Consider the following 15377-nt stretch of genomic DNA (forward strand, 5'->3'; position numbering starts at 1 on the left):
GTGCGACGGAGGGAGGGATTGTTGGGCAGGGTCGCGGGGAAACTTGTGCGGTCCGCCGCATCGCATCAGCTGAGTGCCCCGCTTTCTCCATTGGTGAAATAAGAGCCGCATGACATGCCTGCGCTGACGTGCACCCTACGCCTCCCCCTACGAGGGGGAGGGAACTTTACGGAAGAAAATGAGCAATCAGTATTGATTTATCCGCAGTGGAAAAAATACTTTTCTCACGCCTTTGCCGCAATCAGCCTACCCAGCTTCTCCACCCCATCACGAATCCGCTCCGGCGGCACCGTGACGAAGCTCAAACGCAAGGTATTGGTTTCCGGAACGTTCGCATAAAACGACGTACCGGGTACGAATGCCACATGCTGCGCAATCGCTTCCTCCAGCAGTTTCATGCTGTCGATATGCTTCGGCAGCGTCACCCAGATGAACATGCCGCCTTCCGGCCGCGTCCAGGTCGCCGATTTCGGGAAGAACTCGTCCATCGCCGACAGCATGACCTGGCATCGGTCCGCATACAGCGCGCGGATGGTCGGAATATGCTGGGTGAGGAAACCGTCCTTGACCACTTCATGCACGACCATCTGCGTGAGTTGCGACGTGTGCAGGTCCGCAGCCTGCTTGGCCTGCTCCAGCTTGCGCACCAGCGGAACCGGGGCCACCACGTAGCCGAGGCGGATGCCCGGCGTGAGCACCTTCGAGAAGGAGCCCATGTAGATCACCCCATGCGGATTCATGCCGAGCATCTTCGGCAGCGGCTCGCCGCGATAGCTGAGCGCGCCGTAGGGATCGTCTTCGATCAGCGGCAAGCCCAGTCGGGCACAGGTCTCGACCAGCGCCAGACGGCGCTCCACCGACAAGGTTCGGCCGGTCGGGTTCTGGAAATTCGGCAGCGCATACAGCAGCCTTGCGCCTTGCGCGATTGGCGCCACCGTTTCCGGCAGCAGGCCGCCGTCATCGGTCGGCACCGAGACGAATTCAGGTTCGTACACCGAAAACGCCTGCAGCGCGCCGAGATAGCTGGGCGTTTCGACCAGCACCTTGCTGCCCTGGTCGATCAGCACCTTGGCCAGCAGGTCGAGCGCCTGCTGGGAGCCGGATGTCATCAGCACCTGTTCCGGCAGGATGCGCACGCCGTCCGTCGACAAATGATCCGCGACCCATTCGCGCAGCGGCGCGTAGCCATCGCTCGGTCCGTATTGCAGCGCCACACTGCCTTGGCGCGACAGTACCGCGTCGAATGCCTCGCGCATGCGCTCCACCGGGAAGGTTGCCGGTGACGGCAGTCCACCGGCGAACGAGGTGATCTCGGGTCGCATCGTGACTTTGAGAATTTCTCTGATGACCGAGCTTTGCAGTTGTTCCGCGCGACGGGAAAACTGCCACTGCATGGGCGCCGGATGTTCGATTTTCATTGCTTGTCTCCCTTTGATTGGGCTTCGGGTTGCGGGGAATACGGCGTCATTGCAGGCTCAGGCGATCTCCGCAATCAATTCGATCTCGACGCAGGCGCCCATTGGAATTTGCGCGACACCGAAAGCCGAACGGGCATGCTTGCCCTGCTCGCCGAAAACGTCGAACAACAGTTCGGACGCGCCGTTGGTAACCAGGTGCTGTTCCGTATATTCGCCTGTCGAATTCACCAGGCTCATGACTTTGACGATGCGCTTGACGCGATTGAGGTCACCGCCGCAGGCATCCTGCAGCGTGGCGATCAGGTCGATTGCGACGGCGCGGGCGGCTTGCTTGCCTTCTTCCGTCGACATGTCTTTGCCGAGTTGGCCAACCCAGGGTTTGCCATCCTTCTTGGCGATATGGCCTGACAGGAAGACCGTGCTGCCTGTCTGTGCATGCATGACATAGGCCGCGACAGGTTTTGCCACCGGTGGCAATTCGATATTCAAGGCTTTGAGTTTTTCATAAAAGGACATCGGCAACTCCGAAAATTGTCATTGCGGCAAGGGTGGGATAAATAATTGCGCCGCGGTTTTGAGCCGCACATTCTACTCCCGTCGGGCATCGGCAGCGAGCCAAACCGGCCCCGCCGCTCTCACGACCGGACCGGCGCCTGGCGTTGTATTCCCGCCCGCCGTCCGACCGCCACCACCGCGATCACCGCCATGGCAAACAGGAAATGTGCCGTATCCAGCGCTTCGCCGAGAATGACGGCCGCTCCCGCCAGCGTGAGGAAGGGCTGCAGCAACTGCACCTGGCCGACGCGCGCAATGCCGCCGAGCGCCAACCCCTTGTACCAAAAGAAAAAGCCGATGAACATCGAGAACAGCGACACATAGGCGAAACCGACCCAGGCCTGCGGCGACGCACTGATGCCGTATGTCCAGCCGAGCCAGATAGTGACCGGCAGCAGCACCGGCATGGACAGCACCAGCGCCCAGGAAATCACCTGCTGGCCACCCATGGATTGCGACAGGCGGCCACCCTCGGCATAGCCCATCGCCGCCGCGACCACGGCGGCAAACAGTGCAAGGTCGGCGACATGCAGGCCGCCCCCGCCCTGCCAGAAGGCGAAGCCGATCACGATGCCGCTGCCGGCCAGTGCGGCGACCCAGAATCCAGTCGAGGGCCGCTCGCCGAAACGCAGGGCACCGAACAGCGCGGTTGCCAGCGGCAGGATGCCAATCACGATCGCGCCATGCGACGCCGGCACATAATGCATGGCCACTGACGAGAACACCGGGAAACCGACCACCACACCGAGCGAGGTAATCGCCAGCGCTTTCCATTGCGCCCCCGTCGGACGCGGCGCATCTACCCACCACAACAGCAATGCCGATCCGACGGCTGCCACCACCGCCCTGCCGAGCGCGACGAGCACCGGATTCAGCTCCGCCACCGCGATACGGGTGAACGGCAGCGTCAGGCTGAAGATCGCCACGCCGATCAACCCCAGCCACATGCCTTTCGTTTCCTGGTTCATCTTCGATGCCCTCATAGCCAGATCGCCATCGCGGAGTAGATCGTCAACACAATCATGACACCGCAGAATACCCGCTGCCACAACAACCGCTTCAGGTAACGGCGCAAGGCTGCACCGGTGCCGGCCCAGATTGCGATGCAGGGGAGATTGACGATGCAGAATATCGCGGAGAACAGTAATACCGCGAACCACGCCGGCTGCAGTGCCGGCATGAAGGCGGATGCGCCGGTCACCGCCATGACCCATCCTTTCGGGTTGACGAACTGGAACAGGGCAGCACCAGTGAAGGACATCGGTTTTACGTCCGCATGGTCATTGCGGTTGAAAGCCATGCCGCGCAGCTGCCAGGCGAGATACAGCAGATAGGCGGAACCAGCCGCCTTCAGAAAGCCGTGCAGCCATGGGGCCGCCAGCAGGAGGCTGCCAATGCCGGCCGCGCACATCGCCAGCATCGAACCGAATCCGACGGTGATGCCCAGCATATGGGGAATGGATCGCTTGAAGCCGAACATGATGCCCGAGGAGGTCAGCATGATGTTGTTTGGCCCCGGCGTGATCGAGGAAACGAAAGCAAACAGTGCCAGCGGTAGCAGGGATTCCATGGTGTTCTCTTTCAAGCGGCCTGGCCGATGTCGCTGTGCGTCGGGTTGGTAAGAATGCGGGCGAACTGGTCATGATCGACGTTGCCGCCGCACAGCGGCAGTCCGACTTTTTTGCCTCGCAGATGGTCTCTCATCTGCAATGCCGCCGCCAGCGGCGCGGCGCCTGCCCCTTCGGCGAGGTTGTGGGTGGCGAGGTAATACAGCCGCATGGCGGCTGCAACCTCGTCGTCCGTGACAGCCACGATGTCATCCGCGTGGCGCAGGATGAGATCCAGTGATTCGTCATCCGGCACGCGGCACGCCATGCCGTCCGCGATCATCGTCGTCACCGGCGATTCCAGCTTGCGCTTCTGTTCGAAGGAAAGCTTGTAGGCCAGCGCATGGGCGGACACCACGCCGATGATCCGGGTACGCAGGCCAAGCGCATTGCGGGCGGCGATCGCCCCGCAGATACCCGATCCCTGCCCTACCGACACCAGCACGACGTCGAGATCCGGCCTGGCCGTCATCAGCTCCATCCAGTAACTGGCGACACCACGCACGAGGTCGCGGTGATAGGACGGGATCATGTGCAACCCGCGTTCCTCGGCGAGGCGCACCGCATGCTCGCGGCTTTCCTGGAATTCCCGTCCGTGTTCGATCAGCTCGACGCCAAGTCCCCGCATCGCCGCATTTTTTTCCCTGCTGTTCCCGTGCGGGACCACGATGGTCGCCTGCAAGCCGTGGCGCCGAACGGCGAATCCGACTGATTGCCCGTGATTGCCCCGGGTGGCCGAAATCACGCCCGCCACCTGCGGCAGCCGTTGCCGGAGTTCGTGCATGTACACCAGCCCGCCGCGAACCTTGAAGGCGCCGGTCGGCGTGTGATTCTCATGCTTGATCCATGTTTCGGTGCCGAGTGCTTCGTTCAGCAAGGGCCAGCTGTATTGCGGCGTCGCCGGCATGGCGCCATACACAATCGCCGCGGCGGATTGGAGCTCTTCCAGGGTAGGCAGGGTGGCAGCCATGTCAGGACAACCTTGGGCAAATGGTGAGGCATGGACAACGAGTCATGGCGGCTTCTCCTTTGTTCTTTGATGAGGTATCCTAGCCGACATCACCAGTACAGTACCTGTACGCTTTCCCAATTAATCCCAACTACTGTCACGGCAAAATGACCAATACAGTCCGCCTGCACAAAGTCCCTACCCTTGATGCCGCACCCCAGGTACTGTCCCGCAATGCCGGCGAATCCCTGGTGGACCAGATCGTCCGTGCAGTGCAGTCGCGCATCGACGACAAGCTGTTGCGTACCGGTGCGCGCATGCCGTCGATACGCCTGTTCGCGGATACGCACAGGGTGTCGCGCTTTACCGTGGTGGAAGCCTATGACCGGCTGGTGGCGCAGGGTTTCCTCGAATCGCGGCGCGGCTCCGGCTTTTATGTGCGGGAACGTTCGCCGATGATTGCCGCAGGCGCCGCCGCGTCCCGCACCCGGGAAACGCCGCCACCGCAGCTTGATGTGGTCTGGCTGGTGCGCAACATGTTCCGCCAGCATCCGGCGGAAAGCATGCCGGGTTCCGGTCTTCTACCCGGCGATTGGCTGGACGGTGAGCTGGTCGCCAATGCACTGCGCGCAGTCAGCCGGCAAAACCAGAATCTATTGCTGCAATATGGCAACCCGCAGGGATTTCTGCCGCTGCGCCAGCAGCTGCAACTCAAGCTGGCCGAGCTGGAAATCGCCGCCGCGCCGGAGCAGTTCGTTACCACCGCCGGCGTCACACAGGCGCTGGACCTGATCGCACGCCACTTCCTGCAGCCGGGCGACACGATCTTCGTCGACGACCCGGCATGGTTCCTGATGTTCGGCTCCTTTGCCATGCTCGGCGCGAAGGTGGTCGGCATTCCGCGCCTGCCGGATGGTCCCGATGTGGCAAAGCTTGCCGAACTGGCGGCCTTGCACAAACCCAAGCTGTATGTCATCAACTCGGTGCTGCACAACCCGACCTCCACTTCGCTGTCGGCGGCAAAGGCCTTCCAGGTACTGAAAATCGCCGAACAGCATGACTTCACCATCGTCGAGGACGACATCTATTGCGACATGCATCCGGGCAGCGCGGTCCAGCCGGCGACACGCATTGCGGCACTCGACCAGCTCCAGCGCGTGATTTACCTCGGAGGCTTTTCCAAGACGCTGGCCGCCAACCTGAGAGTGGGGTTCATCGCCACGTCGGCCGACATGGCGGTACGGCTTTCGGACCGGAAAATGCTTTCCGCGCTGACCACCTCGGAAATCGGCGAGCGGGTCGTCTACAAGATCCTGTCCGAAGGTCATTACCGCAAGCACGTGGACCGCTTGCGCGGCAAGCTCGACGCGGTCCGAGAGAAAACCATCAAGCAGCTTGAACGGGCCGGATTGACGGTGGATATCGCGGCGCCGGCAGGCATGTTCGTCTGGGCGGACGCCGGCTGCGACACCAATCTCCTTACCGAGAAAGGCATGGAGCAAGGCTACCTGCTGGCGCCCGGCAGCCTGTTTTCGCCCGCTCAGCTGCCATCCACGCGCATGCGGATCAACGTCGCCTGCATGTCCGACCCGGGCGTGCTGCGCTCCATGGAGCGTGAAATACGCCAATTCCGCCAGGGTTGAAATTCCTGATTGCATCCCCATCTGCCGGGAAATTGCCATTCCTGCACCGTCCGGTGCCGGAATGGCGGTTCGCCCACTGATAACATGATTTGCGAGGTCAATATGGTTGTATCCGAAAAGCAAACGCTCGGTTTTCAAGCGGAAGTCAAACAGCTGCTGCAGTTGATGATTCATTCCTTGTATTCGAACAAGGAAATTTTCCTGCGGGAGCTGGTTTCCAATGCCTCCGACGCGGCCGACAAACTGCGTTTTGAATCCATCAATAACAATGCGCTGTTTGAAAACGATCCCGATCTGAAGATCAGGATCACCTACGACAAGGCAGCCCGGACAATCACCATTGCCGACAACGGCATCGGCATGAGCCGCGACGAAGCGATCGAGCATCTCGGCACCATCGCGAAATCCGGCACCAAGGAATTCTTCTCCAAGCTGTCGGGTGACCAGCAGAAGGATGCGGCGCTGATCGGCCAGTTTGGCGTCGGTTTCTACTCCGCCTTCATCGTTGCCGACAAGATTACGGTTGAAACCCGCCGTGCCGGCCTGCCGGCCGATGCCGGGGTGCGCTGGGAATCGGCGGGCGAAGGCGACTTCAGCATCGAGCCGATCGACAAGCCGTCCCGCGGCACCGACATCACGCTGCATCTGCGCGAAGGCGAAGACGAGTTCCTGTCCTCCTGGAAGCTGAAATCCATTATCCGCAAGTATTCCGACCACATCTCGCTGCCGATCGTGATGCAGAAAGAGGAATGGGACGACGAAAAGAAGGAAAACGTCCTGCGCGACGAATTCGAAACCGTCAACCAGGCCAGCGCGCTCTGGGCGCGAAGCAAATCCGACATCACGCCGGAGCAGTACACCGAGTTCTACAAGCATGTCGCGCACGACTTCGATGCGCCGCTTGCCTACACCCACAACCGGGTGGAAGGTCGCAGCGAATACACGCAACTGCTCTACATCCCTGCCCATGCTCCCTTCGACCTCTGGGACCGCAACAAGCGCGGCGGCATCAAGCTGTATGTGAAGCGGGTCTTCATCATGGACGACGCCGAGCAGCTGATGCCGGTGTACCTGCGCTTCGTGAAAGGCGTGATCGATTCCGCCGACCTGCCGCTGAACGTGTCTCGCGAAATCCTGCAGGAGTCGCGCGACGTGCGCGTCATCCGCGAAGGATCGACCAAGCGGGTGCTCGGCCTGCTGGAGGAACTGGCCGACAGCGACGACCAGGCGCAGAAGGACAAGTACGCCACCTTCTGGAAGGAATTCGGCCAGGTGCTGAAGGAAGGCATCGGCGAAGACCAGACGAACAAGGAGCGCATCGCCAAGCTGCTGCGCTTTGCATCCACGCACAACGACAACGATGCGCAGACCGTGTCGTTCGCCGATTACATCGGCCGCATGAAGGAAGGCCAGGACAAGATTTACTACGTCACCGCCGAGTCCTACGCGGCAGCAAAGAACAGCCCGCACCTGGAAATCTTCCGCAAGAAAGGCGTGGAAGTGCTGCTGCTGACCGACCGCGTCGACGAATGGATGCTGTCCTTCCTGCATAACGTGGAAGACAAGGAACTCGTATCCGTGGCCAAGGGCGATCTCGATCTCGGCAAGCTGGAGGACGAGGCCGAAAAGAAGCAGCATGAGGAAACCGAGAACCAGTACAAGGATCTCGTCGAGAAGATGAAAACCGCGCTGGCCGACAAGGCCAAGGATGTGCGCGTCACCTTCCGGCTGACCGACTCGCCTGCCTGCCTCGTGGCCGACGAGCATGAATTGTCCGGCAACCTGTTGCGCATGCTGAAAGCCGCCGGCCAGAATGCGCCGGAGTCCAAGCCGATCCTGGAAATCAATCCGAACCATGCGCTCGTGCAACGGCTGAAGTACGAAGACGCCAAGTTCAACGACTGGTCGCATATCCTGTTCGACCAGGCGACGCTGGCGGAAGGCGGCAACCTCACCGACCCGGCCGCGTTCGTAAAGCGGTTGAATGAGATGCTGCTGGGGATGGCGGGCAAGTAATTATCCCTTAGCCTCCTGCGGAAATAAGAACCGCCGCATGCTCGCTGGCATGCGGCGGTTTTGTTTGCGCGACGAAAATGATGGGGACTTCGCTCATGGCGCGTTCGCCAACGGGTTGCACATCGACCAACGAATGATTCTCTGAAAAAGCCGTCGCCTTTCAATGAGCCACCGCCGAAAATGTAACGAATGTTGCCGTCAGTAACAATTTGATCGTCCCACGATTTCACGAATTGGCTTACCTTCACGAGGATCATTGCCATTCAAAGCCAGTTGCCATGACGCCTTTTACACGCGACGAAGCCATAAGGCTTATTGAGGAATACAGAACGGCTTGTACGCTGCAAGGAGCCGACAATACCCGGGCCAATGCGATTCATTCAATCGTTTCCCGGCATGCGATTCAAAACAAACGGGAAAAACAATTCTGGACGCTGTGCGACCAGTTCAATTTCGGTCAGATCGCCCAGGACCAGTACTATCTTGGGCTGATTGACATTCTGACCGCGAGCGTCGATGACCGAACAATTCCACTTCGCACCCGTGTTACGGGCAATACCTGACAAGGTGCGGCCACGGGAATATCAAGCCGAGTCAAGAGTGCATCGCACGATAAATTGCCTGATGGGCAGGAACAGTGAAAGTGCTGCTTCGACTTCACGTCCTTTTGAACCCGGCAAAGGCACGGACGGGACACCGTAGTACATCGCCGACAAAAAAGCTCGCCTCGGCGAGCTTTTTACATGGGACCAGCAATAGGAAATTCAGGTTTTACGGCGCCGTGCCGCGAATACCGCCACCAAACCCAAGCCCAGCATTGCCACCGTGCCCGGCTCGGGTACGGCATTGACGGTCACGTTGTCGAGAATGCCGTCCAGGCTTGCAGTGCGGTTGGTGCTAACGTCCGAAAATCGGAGAGTCGCCTGTGCGCCATCCGCGAAAAATGCATATCGAAACAAGCCGAGCGCCTTGGACGGATTGGAATCGGTCACGCCCAGGCTGCCCAGGGACGTGACGCCGTTGGCGCCCAGCACGTCTGCCAAAAGGCTTTGGGTGCCGTTGGCCGTCACGCCGTAATTGAAGCTCACTTCGTATCTTGCGCCTGCGGTTGTATTGAAGGACTGGAAAATCGAGCCGTTCGGCGTAGTTTCACCGGCATTGAAAGCGATGGCATACGTGCCGTTTACCGCTGCGCTGCCGCCGCCGAACCAGAAGTCGCCGCCTTGTGACGTAACGTAATACACATTGCCGGTTTTCACCCATGGAGCCATGGTGCCAGCCTCGAAGTTGCCATTGGAAATGATGGCGGCGCTGGCAGCGTTTGTTGCCAGCAGGGAGGCGATGGCCAATATGCTTTTCATCTTCATCACAGCTTTTCCTCAAGAATAGAATCAATAGATGATTAAAAGCAATATTTATACCGGGAAATTTAGTTGTTCATAATCAAATGCTTGAGATTTCTTCGAAGAAAAATCGATTTGAACTGTAAATTTTTTCGACATCTACCACGGCATGGTAAAAGACGTAGAAACATAGCGTTGCGGCTGCAAATTACCGATGCCGGGCAGATCGCACCAATTGCAGAAGCTCAATTGCGATCAAGATCGGATAATCTAAAGTTATTACCGCATTAAATTAAATAACTCATCGTCATTCACATATTACATATCACCCATCACGAATTGAAATTGGGAAAGCTGTCTGGCCATACCTATATTGTCTACATCAATGAACGATACAAAAGAGAACGCCATGACAACTTTTACCTCCCCTGCCGCTAACCGGTCTTTTGCTTTCCTGGGTACCTTTATCGATGCGATGGAAAAAGCCATTTCGATGTCGAGAGCGGTACACCATGACACCCCTAGTGCGGATGACATCAAGCGTGTACGCGCGATCGCGGAAACCATCTAAAGAAGCATTCTTATCATCGTAATGCCGGGCCGGTTTACCTGAATTGCCTTATTCAGAACCGGCACCGAATGCCATGGCAGGGGCACCATGAGTGGCCCAACGAACCGGTTGGGCGCATGGGAGCCCCGTACGCAAAGTCTGCCCGGCGCTTTCGATTACCACGGCATCCAGTCTCAATCCATCCAATCATGCGCCCAAGCAGCAGATCGGGCGCATTTATATGTGCTTGCGGATACGCTTTCCCTCTGACCGAATCAGAAACACCCCGCTGGCGATGATGATTGTCGCGCCGGCCAGCGTGTAGTGATCGGGAAGCACTCGCCATACCAGCCAATCCATGCCGGCCGCCCACGCCAGGGCGGTGTATTCAAATGGGGCAACCGCTGACCCTTCGCTGTGGCGGAAAGCTTCGGTGACAAGGACCTGGCCAAGGAACCCGGTTACAGCAAGGGTGCCCAGCAATGGCAGGTGCGCAGTGTCGAACGAGACCCAGCCAGGGGCAGCAAACAACCCGGCGCCGATGGCAAGTGCGAGCGTGAGCCAGAAGACCATGCTCTCGCCCGAATCGGTGGGACTCAGAACACGTACCGTGATTGCCAGCATTGCGTAGCAGGAAGCCGAAGCCAGCACCGCCAACGCGGCCAGGCTGAGCAGGCCATCGCCACCGGGCCGCAGCACCACCAGCACGCCGAGCATTCCGCCGGCAATCGCATACCAGCGCGCCGGCGTAATTTTTTCCTTCAAAATCAACGCGGACATGGCCGTGATCAGCAGCGGTGAAACAAAGAAAATCGTGTAGGCCTCGGCCAGCGGCAGGCTGCGCAGGGCGAACACGAATAGCGACAGCATCAGGATGGCAAGCATGCCGCGCAACAAATGCAGCGGCCATCGCACCCTGAGTAACGAAGGCAAGGCGCGCCGCCAGATGACCCAGGCACACACCAGCGGCAGTGAAGACAAACCACGCAAGGCTGCAATCTGCAGGGGCGGATAGTGCGCGGCGAGCAGTTTCATCACGCTGTCCATCAACGCGAATAGCACGACGGCGATGAGCATCGCGGCGATGCCGCGCAAATTATTGTTTTGAAGAGACAAAGTGAGGTTCGGTACGAAAAAGGGGCATTTTCGCACTGTTTCCTTGGCGGGCATGTCGCCTCGGGACTGATTGACGCCCTGCCATGTCGACAGCCGTTACCCGAACAAGCCATCGGCCTGCGCGCACGAAGTCATTTTCCAACCGGCTGCGCGATGATAGTATGCGAAACGACTACAAATCATATATCCGACACAAACATGGGCATCCTGAAAATTTCCGAACAAATGCACGAAAACCTGCGCGCCACCAGCGCAGCGCTCAGTCGTTCCATTAATGCCCAGGCCGAGCACTGGCTTCGGGTCGGCATGCTGGCCGAGCTGAATCCCAATCTGAGCTATGGAGAGATCTGCCAATTGCTGATCCGGGCACATCAATCCGGAGATCTCAATCCACCCCTGATCCAGTCCGCCGCCGTATCAGAGGCCGCATGATGGTACGAAATAAGGCTCCCATCAGGTCTCAGGGAGAGATTGGGATGGCACGGCGTGCAGGCGCCCTGGCGGCAGACGTGCTCAGGATGATCGCGGAACATGTCCGGCCCGGGATCACGACGGGCGAACTCGACAGGATCTGCCATGACTACATCGTCGATGAACTGAAGGTTACTCCCGCCAACGTCGGCTACAACGGCTATCCCAAGACCATCCTTACCTCGGTCAACCATGTCGTTTGCCATGGGATACCCTCCGACAAGCGCCTGAGGGATGGCGACATCATCAATATCGACGTCGCAGTCATCAAGGACGGCTGGTATGGCGATACCAGCCGCATGTATTTTGTCGGCGACCCGGGGATTCTCGCCAAGCGCCTGGTGCGCGCGACATATGAAGCACTGCGTGCCGGCATCCTGGCGGTTCGCCCGGGAGCAACCCTGGGTGATGTCGGTCACGCCATCCAGACCGTCGCCCACAGCGAGGGATTCAGCGTCGTGCGCGAATACTGCGGCCACGGCATCGGGACCGTCTACCATGACGAACCGCAGGTGCTGCACTATGGCCGGCCGGGCACTGGCCTGGTGCTTGAGCCCGGCATGATCTTCACGATCGAGCCAATGCTCAACGCGGGCAAACCGGGAACGAAGGAATTGGCCGACGGCTGGACGGTCGTGACGACGGACCGCTCGCTGTCTGCGCAGTGGGAGCACATGGTGGCCGTGACAGAAAGCGGATTCGAGATCCTGACTTCCTGGCCCGACGGATATGGGGACTATTCGCCCATCACAACCGAAGCATCGCTTTTGGCCGACGCATCATCGTAGTCACAGGAGCAGGCAAGCCTATCCAATGGAAACCTGATTGATATGTGATAGCGGGCTATTTTGCGGATGAGCGAAATCGATTCATGAAGTCCAAAGTCCGAATGCCGGACTTTGGACTTTTTACCAAGGGCTCGAAATAAGCGTCTCGCACAGTGATGAATATTGCGGCGATGCCGACATGACATCAGTAGGCAGCAGTCGCACACCACGATTCGCCAATAGCGTGCGCAACGATCAATCGGTAGTCTGATCACGATAGAACAGGCGATTTTCCTCCTCGGCTGGGTAACGTCATCCGAGCGCAATCAAAAGCTTCGGTTGCAGCGACGTAGCATGAGCAATCCCATCAACGCGATGCCGATCAATGCCACGGACGATGGCTCCGGCACCTGTCTCGGTGCGGTGAATCGGGCGTACAGGCCGATGGTGTTGGTACTTCCCTCCTGGCTGATGAACGAGTTCGCCAGGTTGACACCATTGTCGGAGAATCCAAGCAGCTGGAGCGTAAAGGGAAGGCCGCCGACCGTGAAAAGGGATGTCAGATCCAGGTTTTGGAAGGTAATCCGATCGGCGCAGGGGTTGTTGGGGGGAGACGGATAAGTACATGGAGCCTGGTTCGGGGTTTCATCGATGAGGAACCGGAATGCAAATCCTTGTTGCGAAGGTGTCGCACCGGTCACCGTCGTCGCCAATGAAAGATCCACGCTTGAGGACGCGGTCCCGGCAAAAACCGGATTGTTGTAGTGTCGCAGGTCACCCAGTTTGAAGGTTGTGTCGGAGGTATAGGTCCCTGCCGGCGGATTGGCCGGATTGAACCCGAGGCCGCTTTGTGATCCGAAAAAACTGGCTGGGTCGCCCCAGCGCACGTCAACATATTGACCGTTATTGTTGTTGTAATTGATGTCCGATCCACCGACAGCGTTGCTCCACACAGGGACCGTTTGGGTGATCTGGATTGTGGCAGCGCCGGCCAGCGACGACAAAGACGCGAATGCGGCATACAGGACAAGTTTGGAAATGGTTTTCATTGCGCTCTTCCTTGGTTAACGATTTTGTAGGAAATGGCTTACGGGGACCAACCATTCCTCCCCCGCTTAGCACAAAGAGCAATGTTTGTGCCGAATTTTTTTCTATTTAAAATCAGTTAGTTAAAAGGGCACCAACTTGAAGCCCACCGCGATCTGTAAGAAATTCCGGCAGACGACGATCGCGATCGCCTCGCCGGCGTTCTGGTCATATGCAAATATTTATCGTGTTTGCGAAAGAGTAAAAACCCTGCCTAACGTCGCTACGAAACCCCGCGAACTGATTCACTCTTCGCCGTCGTATTCGGCAGATGTTCAATGTAGGCACGCCGAACCGACTCAGCGGTGCAAAGCGGACGACCAGCGGGAGATGCGTATGTAATTTTCTTGCGGTGCGCTGATGTACGACGAGTCGTCGCGGAGCAATGTGCGGATAGGTTTCAGGTTTTGAACCAAGTCTCGGCCTAGGCCAACAACACCCTTTTCGCACGGGTAGCTATTGGCCTTCTGAGCGGAGACTCCAGGTGAACGGCCTCTCATATTTCCTGCGCGCATCCTTTCAGGCCGAGCGATGCGAAGCAGTCGATGTAGTACAACTCACGGTGCTGCGGTTTCGATCAAGGATCGGCCCTCCGGCAGTTTAGCGCGGCGCTGCCAGGTTCATCGTCCAGTACTGCTTGTACGTTGACATGGCATTCTGCGCACAGGCCACACCTACTTCGGTGTAGTTTGGATTCATGATATTTGCGCAGTGCCCCGGACTATCGATCCAGCTCTTCATAACATCCTAGATGCTCCGCTGGCCGGCGGCGATATTTTCGCCCGTTGTTCGCCAGATGTAACCTGCGTCCGTCACCCGCTGACTCGCGGTGCGACCGTTTTGACTGGTGTGCGAAAAATAGTTTTTCGTAGCCATATCGGTCGAATGTCCTGCAGCCGCAGCGAACAATTTTCCATTCCACAGCACCGGCCTGGCAGGCTGGTATGCGGTTGCGCCGCAATAGCGGCTAACAGCGCGCGCTTCATTGATGAGCCGCATAACCTCTTGTTGGAAATTAGGGATTGCGCAGGTCGATGCTGCTGGAAGCGATCCGACTACCGGAGCCGGAGCCGGAGCCGGAGCTGGTGCTGGTGCTGGTGCCGGTGTGCGCCAAGGCCAGTTGATTGTCGAGGATTGTGTCTGAACCCAGGCCAAGTATGGCGCTGTTTCTGATGTCTGTTCGTTTGCCATGGCAGCCGGTTCCGGCTGTGCGGATGCAGGATCCGGTTCGGCCTGCGGACTGTCATGGCTCTCATCCACGCGGGCTTGGACGACGTCATTCTCGGTACTGATTACCGAAGTTCCGTCGCTCGCAATTGACTTGTCGGCATTGCTGTCCAAGCCTGGTTCACTGCTACCGCCCCCACAGCCTGCAAGCAGAGCTGCCGAACAGGCACAGGAAATCACGAATTCCGGAAAACGGTGTCGCACTAACTTCTTCAATTCACATCCCCTTAACACGTACCGCTGGTGCACAAAAGACCAGATCTCACGTTAAGAGATTGCACTCAAGAAATAGTTCAAATCAGTTATTAACAAATGGAAACACGAATTGACGATGACACCGGCGAGCGGTTAGTCCCGCTTTCGGTCAAGGTGAGGGATGGCTGACGTCATCAAACCTTGCGACGACGTCAGCGGCAATAATCAAGCGGACGGAGATGGGCAGCCGTTCGTCGAGGGAGCCACATGTCGCACATCATCTTCATCGCTGCAAAGCCAGTCCCCTCATCTCCGCCACGGCGGCGAGTACATCATCCGGCCGCACAACGCCGTCACGCGCCCGCACCACCGCTCTCGACGTGCCTTCCGCAATGATCCGGCCGCCTGCCTCAAAGGTATGGTGCATGTAGAAG

At 58.4% G+C, this 15377-nt stretch carries 14 protein-coding genes and 1 pseudogene; 6 read left to right on the top strand and 9 right to left on the bottom strand.

The window, feature by feature from the left end; translation table 11 throughout:
• Positions 1-224: 224 nt before the first annotated feature.
• The 5 genes from V7080_RS14530 to V7080_RS14550 form a co-directional block, all read right to left on the bottom strand.
• Positions 225-1418 (bottom strand): aminotransferase-like domain-containing protein, encoded by a 1194-nt coding sequence (locus V7080_RS14530; protein ID WP_334189111.1) that lies wholly within the window; start codon positions 1416-1418, stop codon positions 225-227.
• Between the two features lie 57 nt (positions 1419-1475).
• Positions 1476-1934 carry a RidA family protein gene (locus V7080_RS14535; protein WP_334189112.1) on the bottom strand — a complete coding sequence of 153 codons (459 nt, stop codon included), beginning with the start codon at positions 1932-1934 and terminating at the stop codon, positions 1476-1478.
• Positions 1935-2053: 119 nt separating this feature from the next.
• Entirely contained in the window at positions 2054-2941 is an 888-nt protein-coding gene (locus V7080_RS14540; protein ID WP_334189113.1) for a DMT family transporter, read from the bottom strand.
• Positions 2942-2952: 11 nt separating this feature from the next.
• The gene (locus tag V7080_RS14545; protein WP_334189114.1) at positions 2953-3543 is read right to left on the bottom strand and encodes a LysE family translocator; all 591 of its coding nucleotides are present in this window, start codon (positions 3541-3543) and stop codon (positions 2953-2955) included.
• A gap of 11 nt (positions 3544-3554) precedes the next feature.
• Complete coding sequence (locus tag V7080_RS14550) at positions 3555-4550, bottom strand: threonine dehydratase (RefSeq protein WP_334189115.1); 996 nt, start codon at positions 4548-4550, stop codon at positions 3555-3557.
• Positions 4551-4696: 146 nt separating this feature from the next.
• Between V7080_RS14550 and V7080_RS14555 the strand changes: the two genes are divergently transcribed.
• The 3 genes from V7080_RS14555 to V7080_RS14565 all read left to right on the top strand — a co-directional run bounded on the left by V7080_RS14555 (position 4697) and on the right by V7080_RS14565 (position 8751).
• Positions 4697-6172, top strand: coding sequence for an aminotransferase-like domain-containing protein (locus tag V7080_RS14555; protein ID WP_334189116.1), 1476 nt, complete (start codon positions 4697-4699; stop codon positions 6170-6172).
• Positions 6173-6274: 102 nt separating this feature from the next.
• Positions 6275-8188: a molecular chaperone HtpG gene (htpG, locus tag V7080_RS14560; protein WP_334189117.1), complete on the top strand. Its 1914-nt coding sequence runs from the start codon at positions 6275-6277 to the stop codon at positions 8186-8188.
• A 278-nt stretch (positions 8189-8466) separates the two neighbouring features.
• Complete coding sequence (locus V7080_RS14565; RefSeq protein WP_334189118.1) at positions 8467-8751, top strand: hypothetical protein; 285 nt, start codon at positions 8467-8469, stop codon at positions 8749-8751.
• 201 nt (positions 8752-8952) lie between these two features.
• Here V7080_RS14565 and V7080_RS14570 read toward each other — a convergent pair whose 3' ends face one another.
• Positions 8953-9555, bottom strand: coding sequence for a DUF642 domain-containing protein (locus tag V7080_RS14570; protein ID WP_334189119.1), 603 nt, complete (start codon positions 9553-9555; stop codon positions 8953-8955).
• 385 nt (positions 9556-9940) lie between these two features.
• Between V7080_RS14570 and V7080_RS14575 the strand changes: the two genes are divergently transcribed.
• The gene (locus V7080_RS14575) at positions 9941-10102 is read left to right on the top strand and encodes a hypothetical protein (RefSeq protein WP_334189120.1); all 162 of its coding nucleotides are present in this window, start codon (positions 9941-9943) and stop codon (positions 10100-10102) included.
• Between the two features lie 216 nt (positions 10103-10318).
• Here the strand turns inward: V7080_RS14575 and V7080_RS14580 are convergent, their stop codons facing one another.
• Positions 10319-11197, bottom strand: a complete 879-nt coding sequence (locus tag V7080_RS14580; RefSeq protein WP_334189121.1) for a DMT family transporter — start codon at positions 11195-11197, stop codon at positions 10319-10321.
• 198 nt (positions 11198-11395) lie between these two features.
• Here V7080_RS14580 and V7080_RS14585 point away from each other — a divergent pair, with 198 nt between their 5' ends.
• Together V7080_RS14585 and map are read left to right on the top strand one after the other, a co-directional pair.
• On the top strand, positions 11396-11629 hold the full coding sequence (locus tag V7080_RS14585; protein ID WP_334189122.1) for a ParD-like family protein: 234 nt from the start codon (positions 11396-11398) through the stop codon (positions 11627-11629).
• Positions 11626-12456 carry a type I methionyl aminopeptidase gene (gene map, locus V7080_RS14590; RefSeq protein WP_442947234.1) on the top strand — a complete coding sequence of 277 codons (831 nt, stop codon included), beginning with the start codon at positions 11626-11628 and terminating at the stop codon, positions 12454-12456. Before V7080_RS14585 ends, map begins: the two co-directional genes overlap by 4 nt.
• 305 nt (positions 12457-12761) lie before the next feature.
• Here map and V7080_RS14595 read toward each other — a convergent pair whose 3' ends face one another.
• Both V7080_RS14595 and V7080_RS14600 read right to left on the bottom strand, forming a co-directional pair.
• Positions 12762-13484 (bottom strand): THxN family PEP-CTERM protein, encoded by a 723-nt coding sequence (locus V7080_RS14595; RefSeq protein ID WP_334189123.1) that lies wholly within the window; start codon positions 13482-13484, stop codon positions 12762-12764.
• A 637-nt stretch (positions 13485-14121) separates the two neighbouring features.
• Positions 14122-14520: pseudogene (locus V7080_RS14600) on the bottom strand (CAP domain-containing protein).
• Between the last annotated feature and the right edge of the window lie 857 nt (positions 14521-15377).

This window comes from Noviherbaspirillum sp. (assembly GCF_036846085.1).
GTDB lineage: Bacteria > Pseudomonadota > Gammaproteobacteria > Burkholderiales > Burkholderiaceae_D > Noviherbaspirillum.

What these genes read in the sequence shown, in the direction of transcription:
- map (WP_442947234.1), top strand. Translation starts at nt 11,626, where the DNA reads ATGATGGTACGAAATAAGGCTCCCATCAGGTCTCAGGGAGAGATTGGG.
- V7080_RS14540 (WP_334189113.1), bottom strand. Translation starts at nt 2,941, where the DNA reads ATGAACCAGGAAACGAAAGGCATGTGGCTGGGGTTGATCGGCGTGGCG.
- V7080_RS14565 (WP_334189118.1), top strand. Translation starts at nt 8,467, where the DNA reads ATGACGCCTTTTACACGCGACGAAGCCATAAGGCTTATTGAGGAATAC.
- V7080_RS14585 (WP_334189122.1), top strand. Translation starts at nt 11,396, where the DNA reads ATGGGCATCCTGAAAATTTCCGAACAAATGCACGAAAACCTGCGCGCC.
- V7080_RS14555 (WP_334189116.1), top strand. Translation starts at nt 4,697, where the DNA reads ATGACCAATACAGTCCGCCTGCACAAAGTCCCTACCCTTGATGCCGCA.
- V7080_RS14545 (WP_334189114.1), bottom strand. Translation starts at nt 3,543, where the DNA reads ATGGAATCCCTGCTACCGCTGGCACTGTTTGCTTTCGTTTCCTCGATC.
- V7080_RS14575 (WP_334189120.1), top strand. Translation starts at nt 9,941, where the DNA reads ATGACAACTTTTACCTCCCCTGCCGCTAACCGGTCTTTTGCTTTCCTG.
- V7080_RS14530 (WP_334189111.1), bottom strand. Translation starts at nt 1,418, where the DNA reads ATGAAAATCGAACATCCGGCGCCCATGCAGTGGCAGTTTTCCCGTCGC.
- htpG (WP_334189117.1), top strand. Translation starts at nt 6,275, where the DNA reads ATGGTTGTATCCGAAAAGCAAACGCTCGGTTTTCAAGCGGAAGTCAAA.
- V7080_RS14570 (WP_334189119.1), bottom strand. Translation starts at nt 9,555, where the DNA reads ATGAAGATGAAAAGCATATTGGCCATCGCCTCCCTGCTGGCAACAAAC.
- V7080_RS14535 (WP_334189112.1), bottom strand. Translation starts at nt 1,934, where the DNA reads ATGTCCTTTTATGAAAAACTCAAAGCCTTGAATATCGAATTGCCACCG.
- V7080_RS14595 (WP_334189123.1), bottom strand. Translation starts at nt 13,484, where the DNA reads ATGAAAACCATTTCCAAACTTGTCCTGTATGCCGCATTCGCGTCTTTG.
- V7080_RS14550 (WP_334189115.1), bottom strand. Translation starts at nt 4,550, where the DNA reads ATGGCTGCCACCCTGCCTACCCTGGAAGAGCTCCAATCCGCCGCGGCG.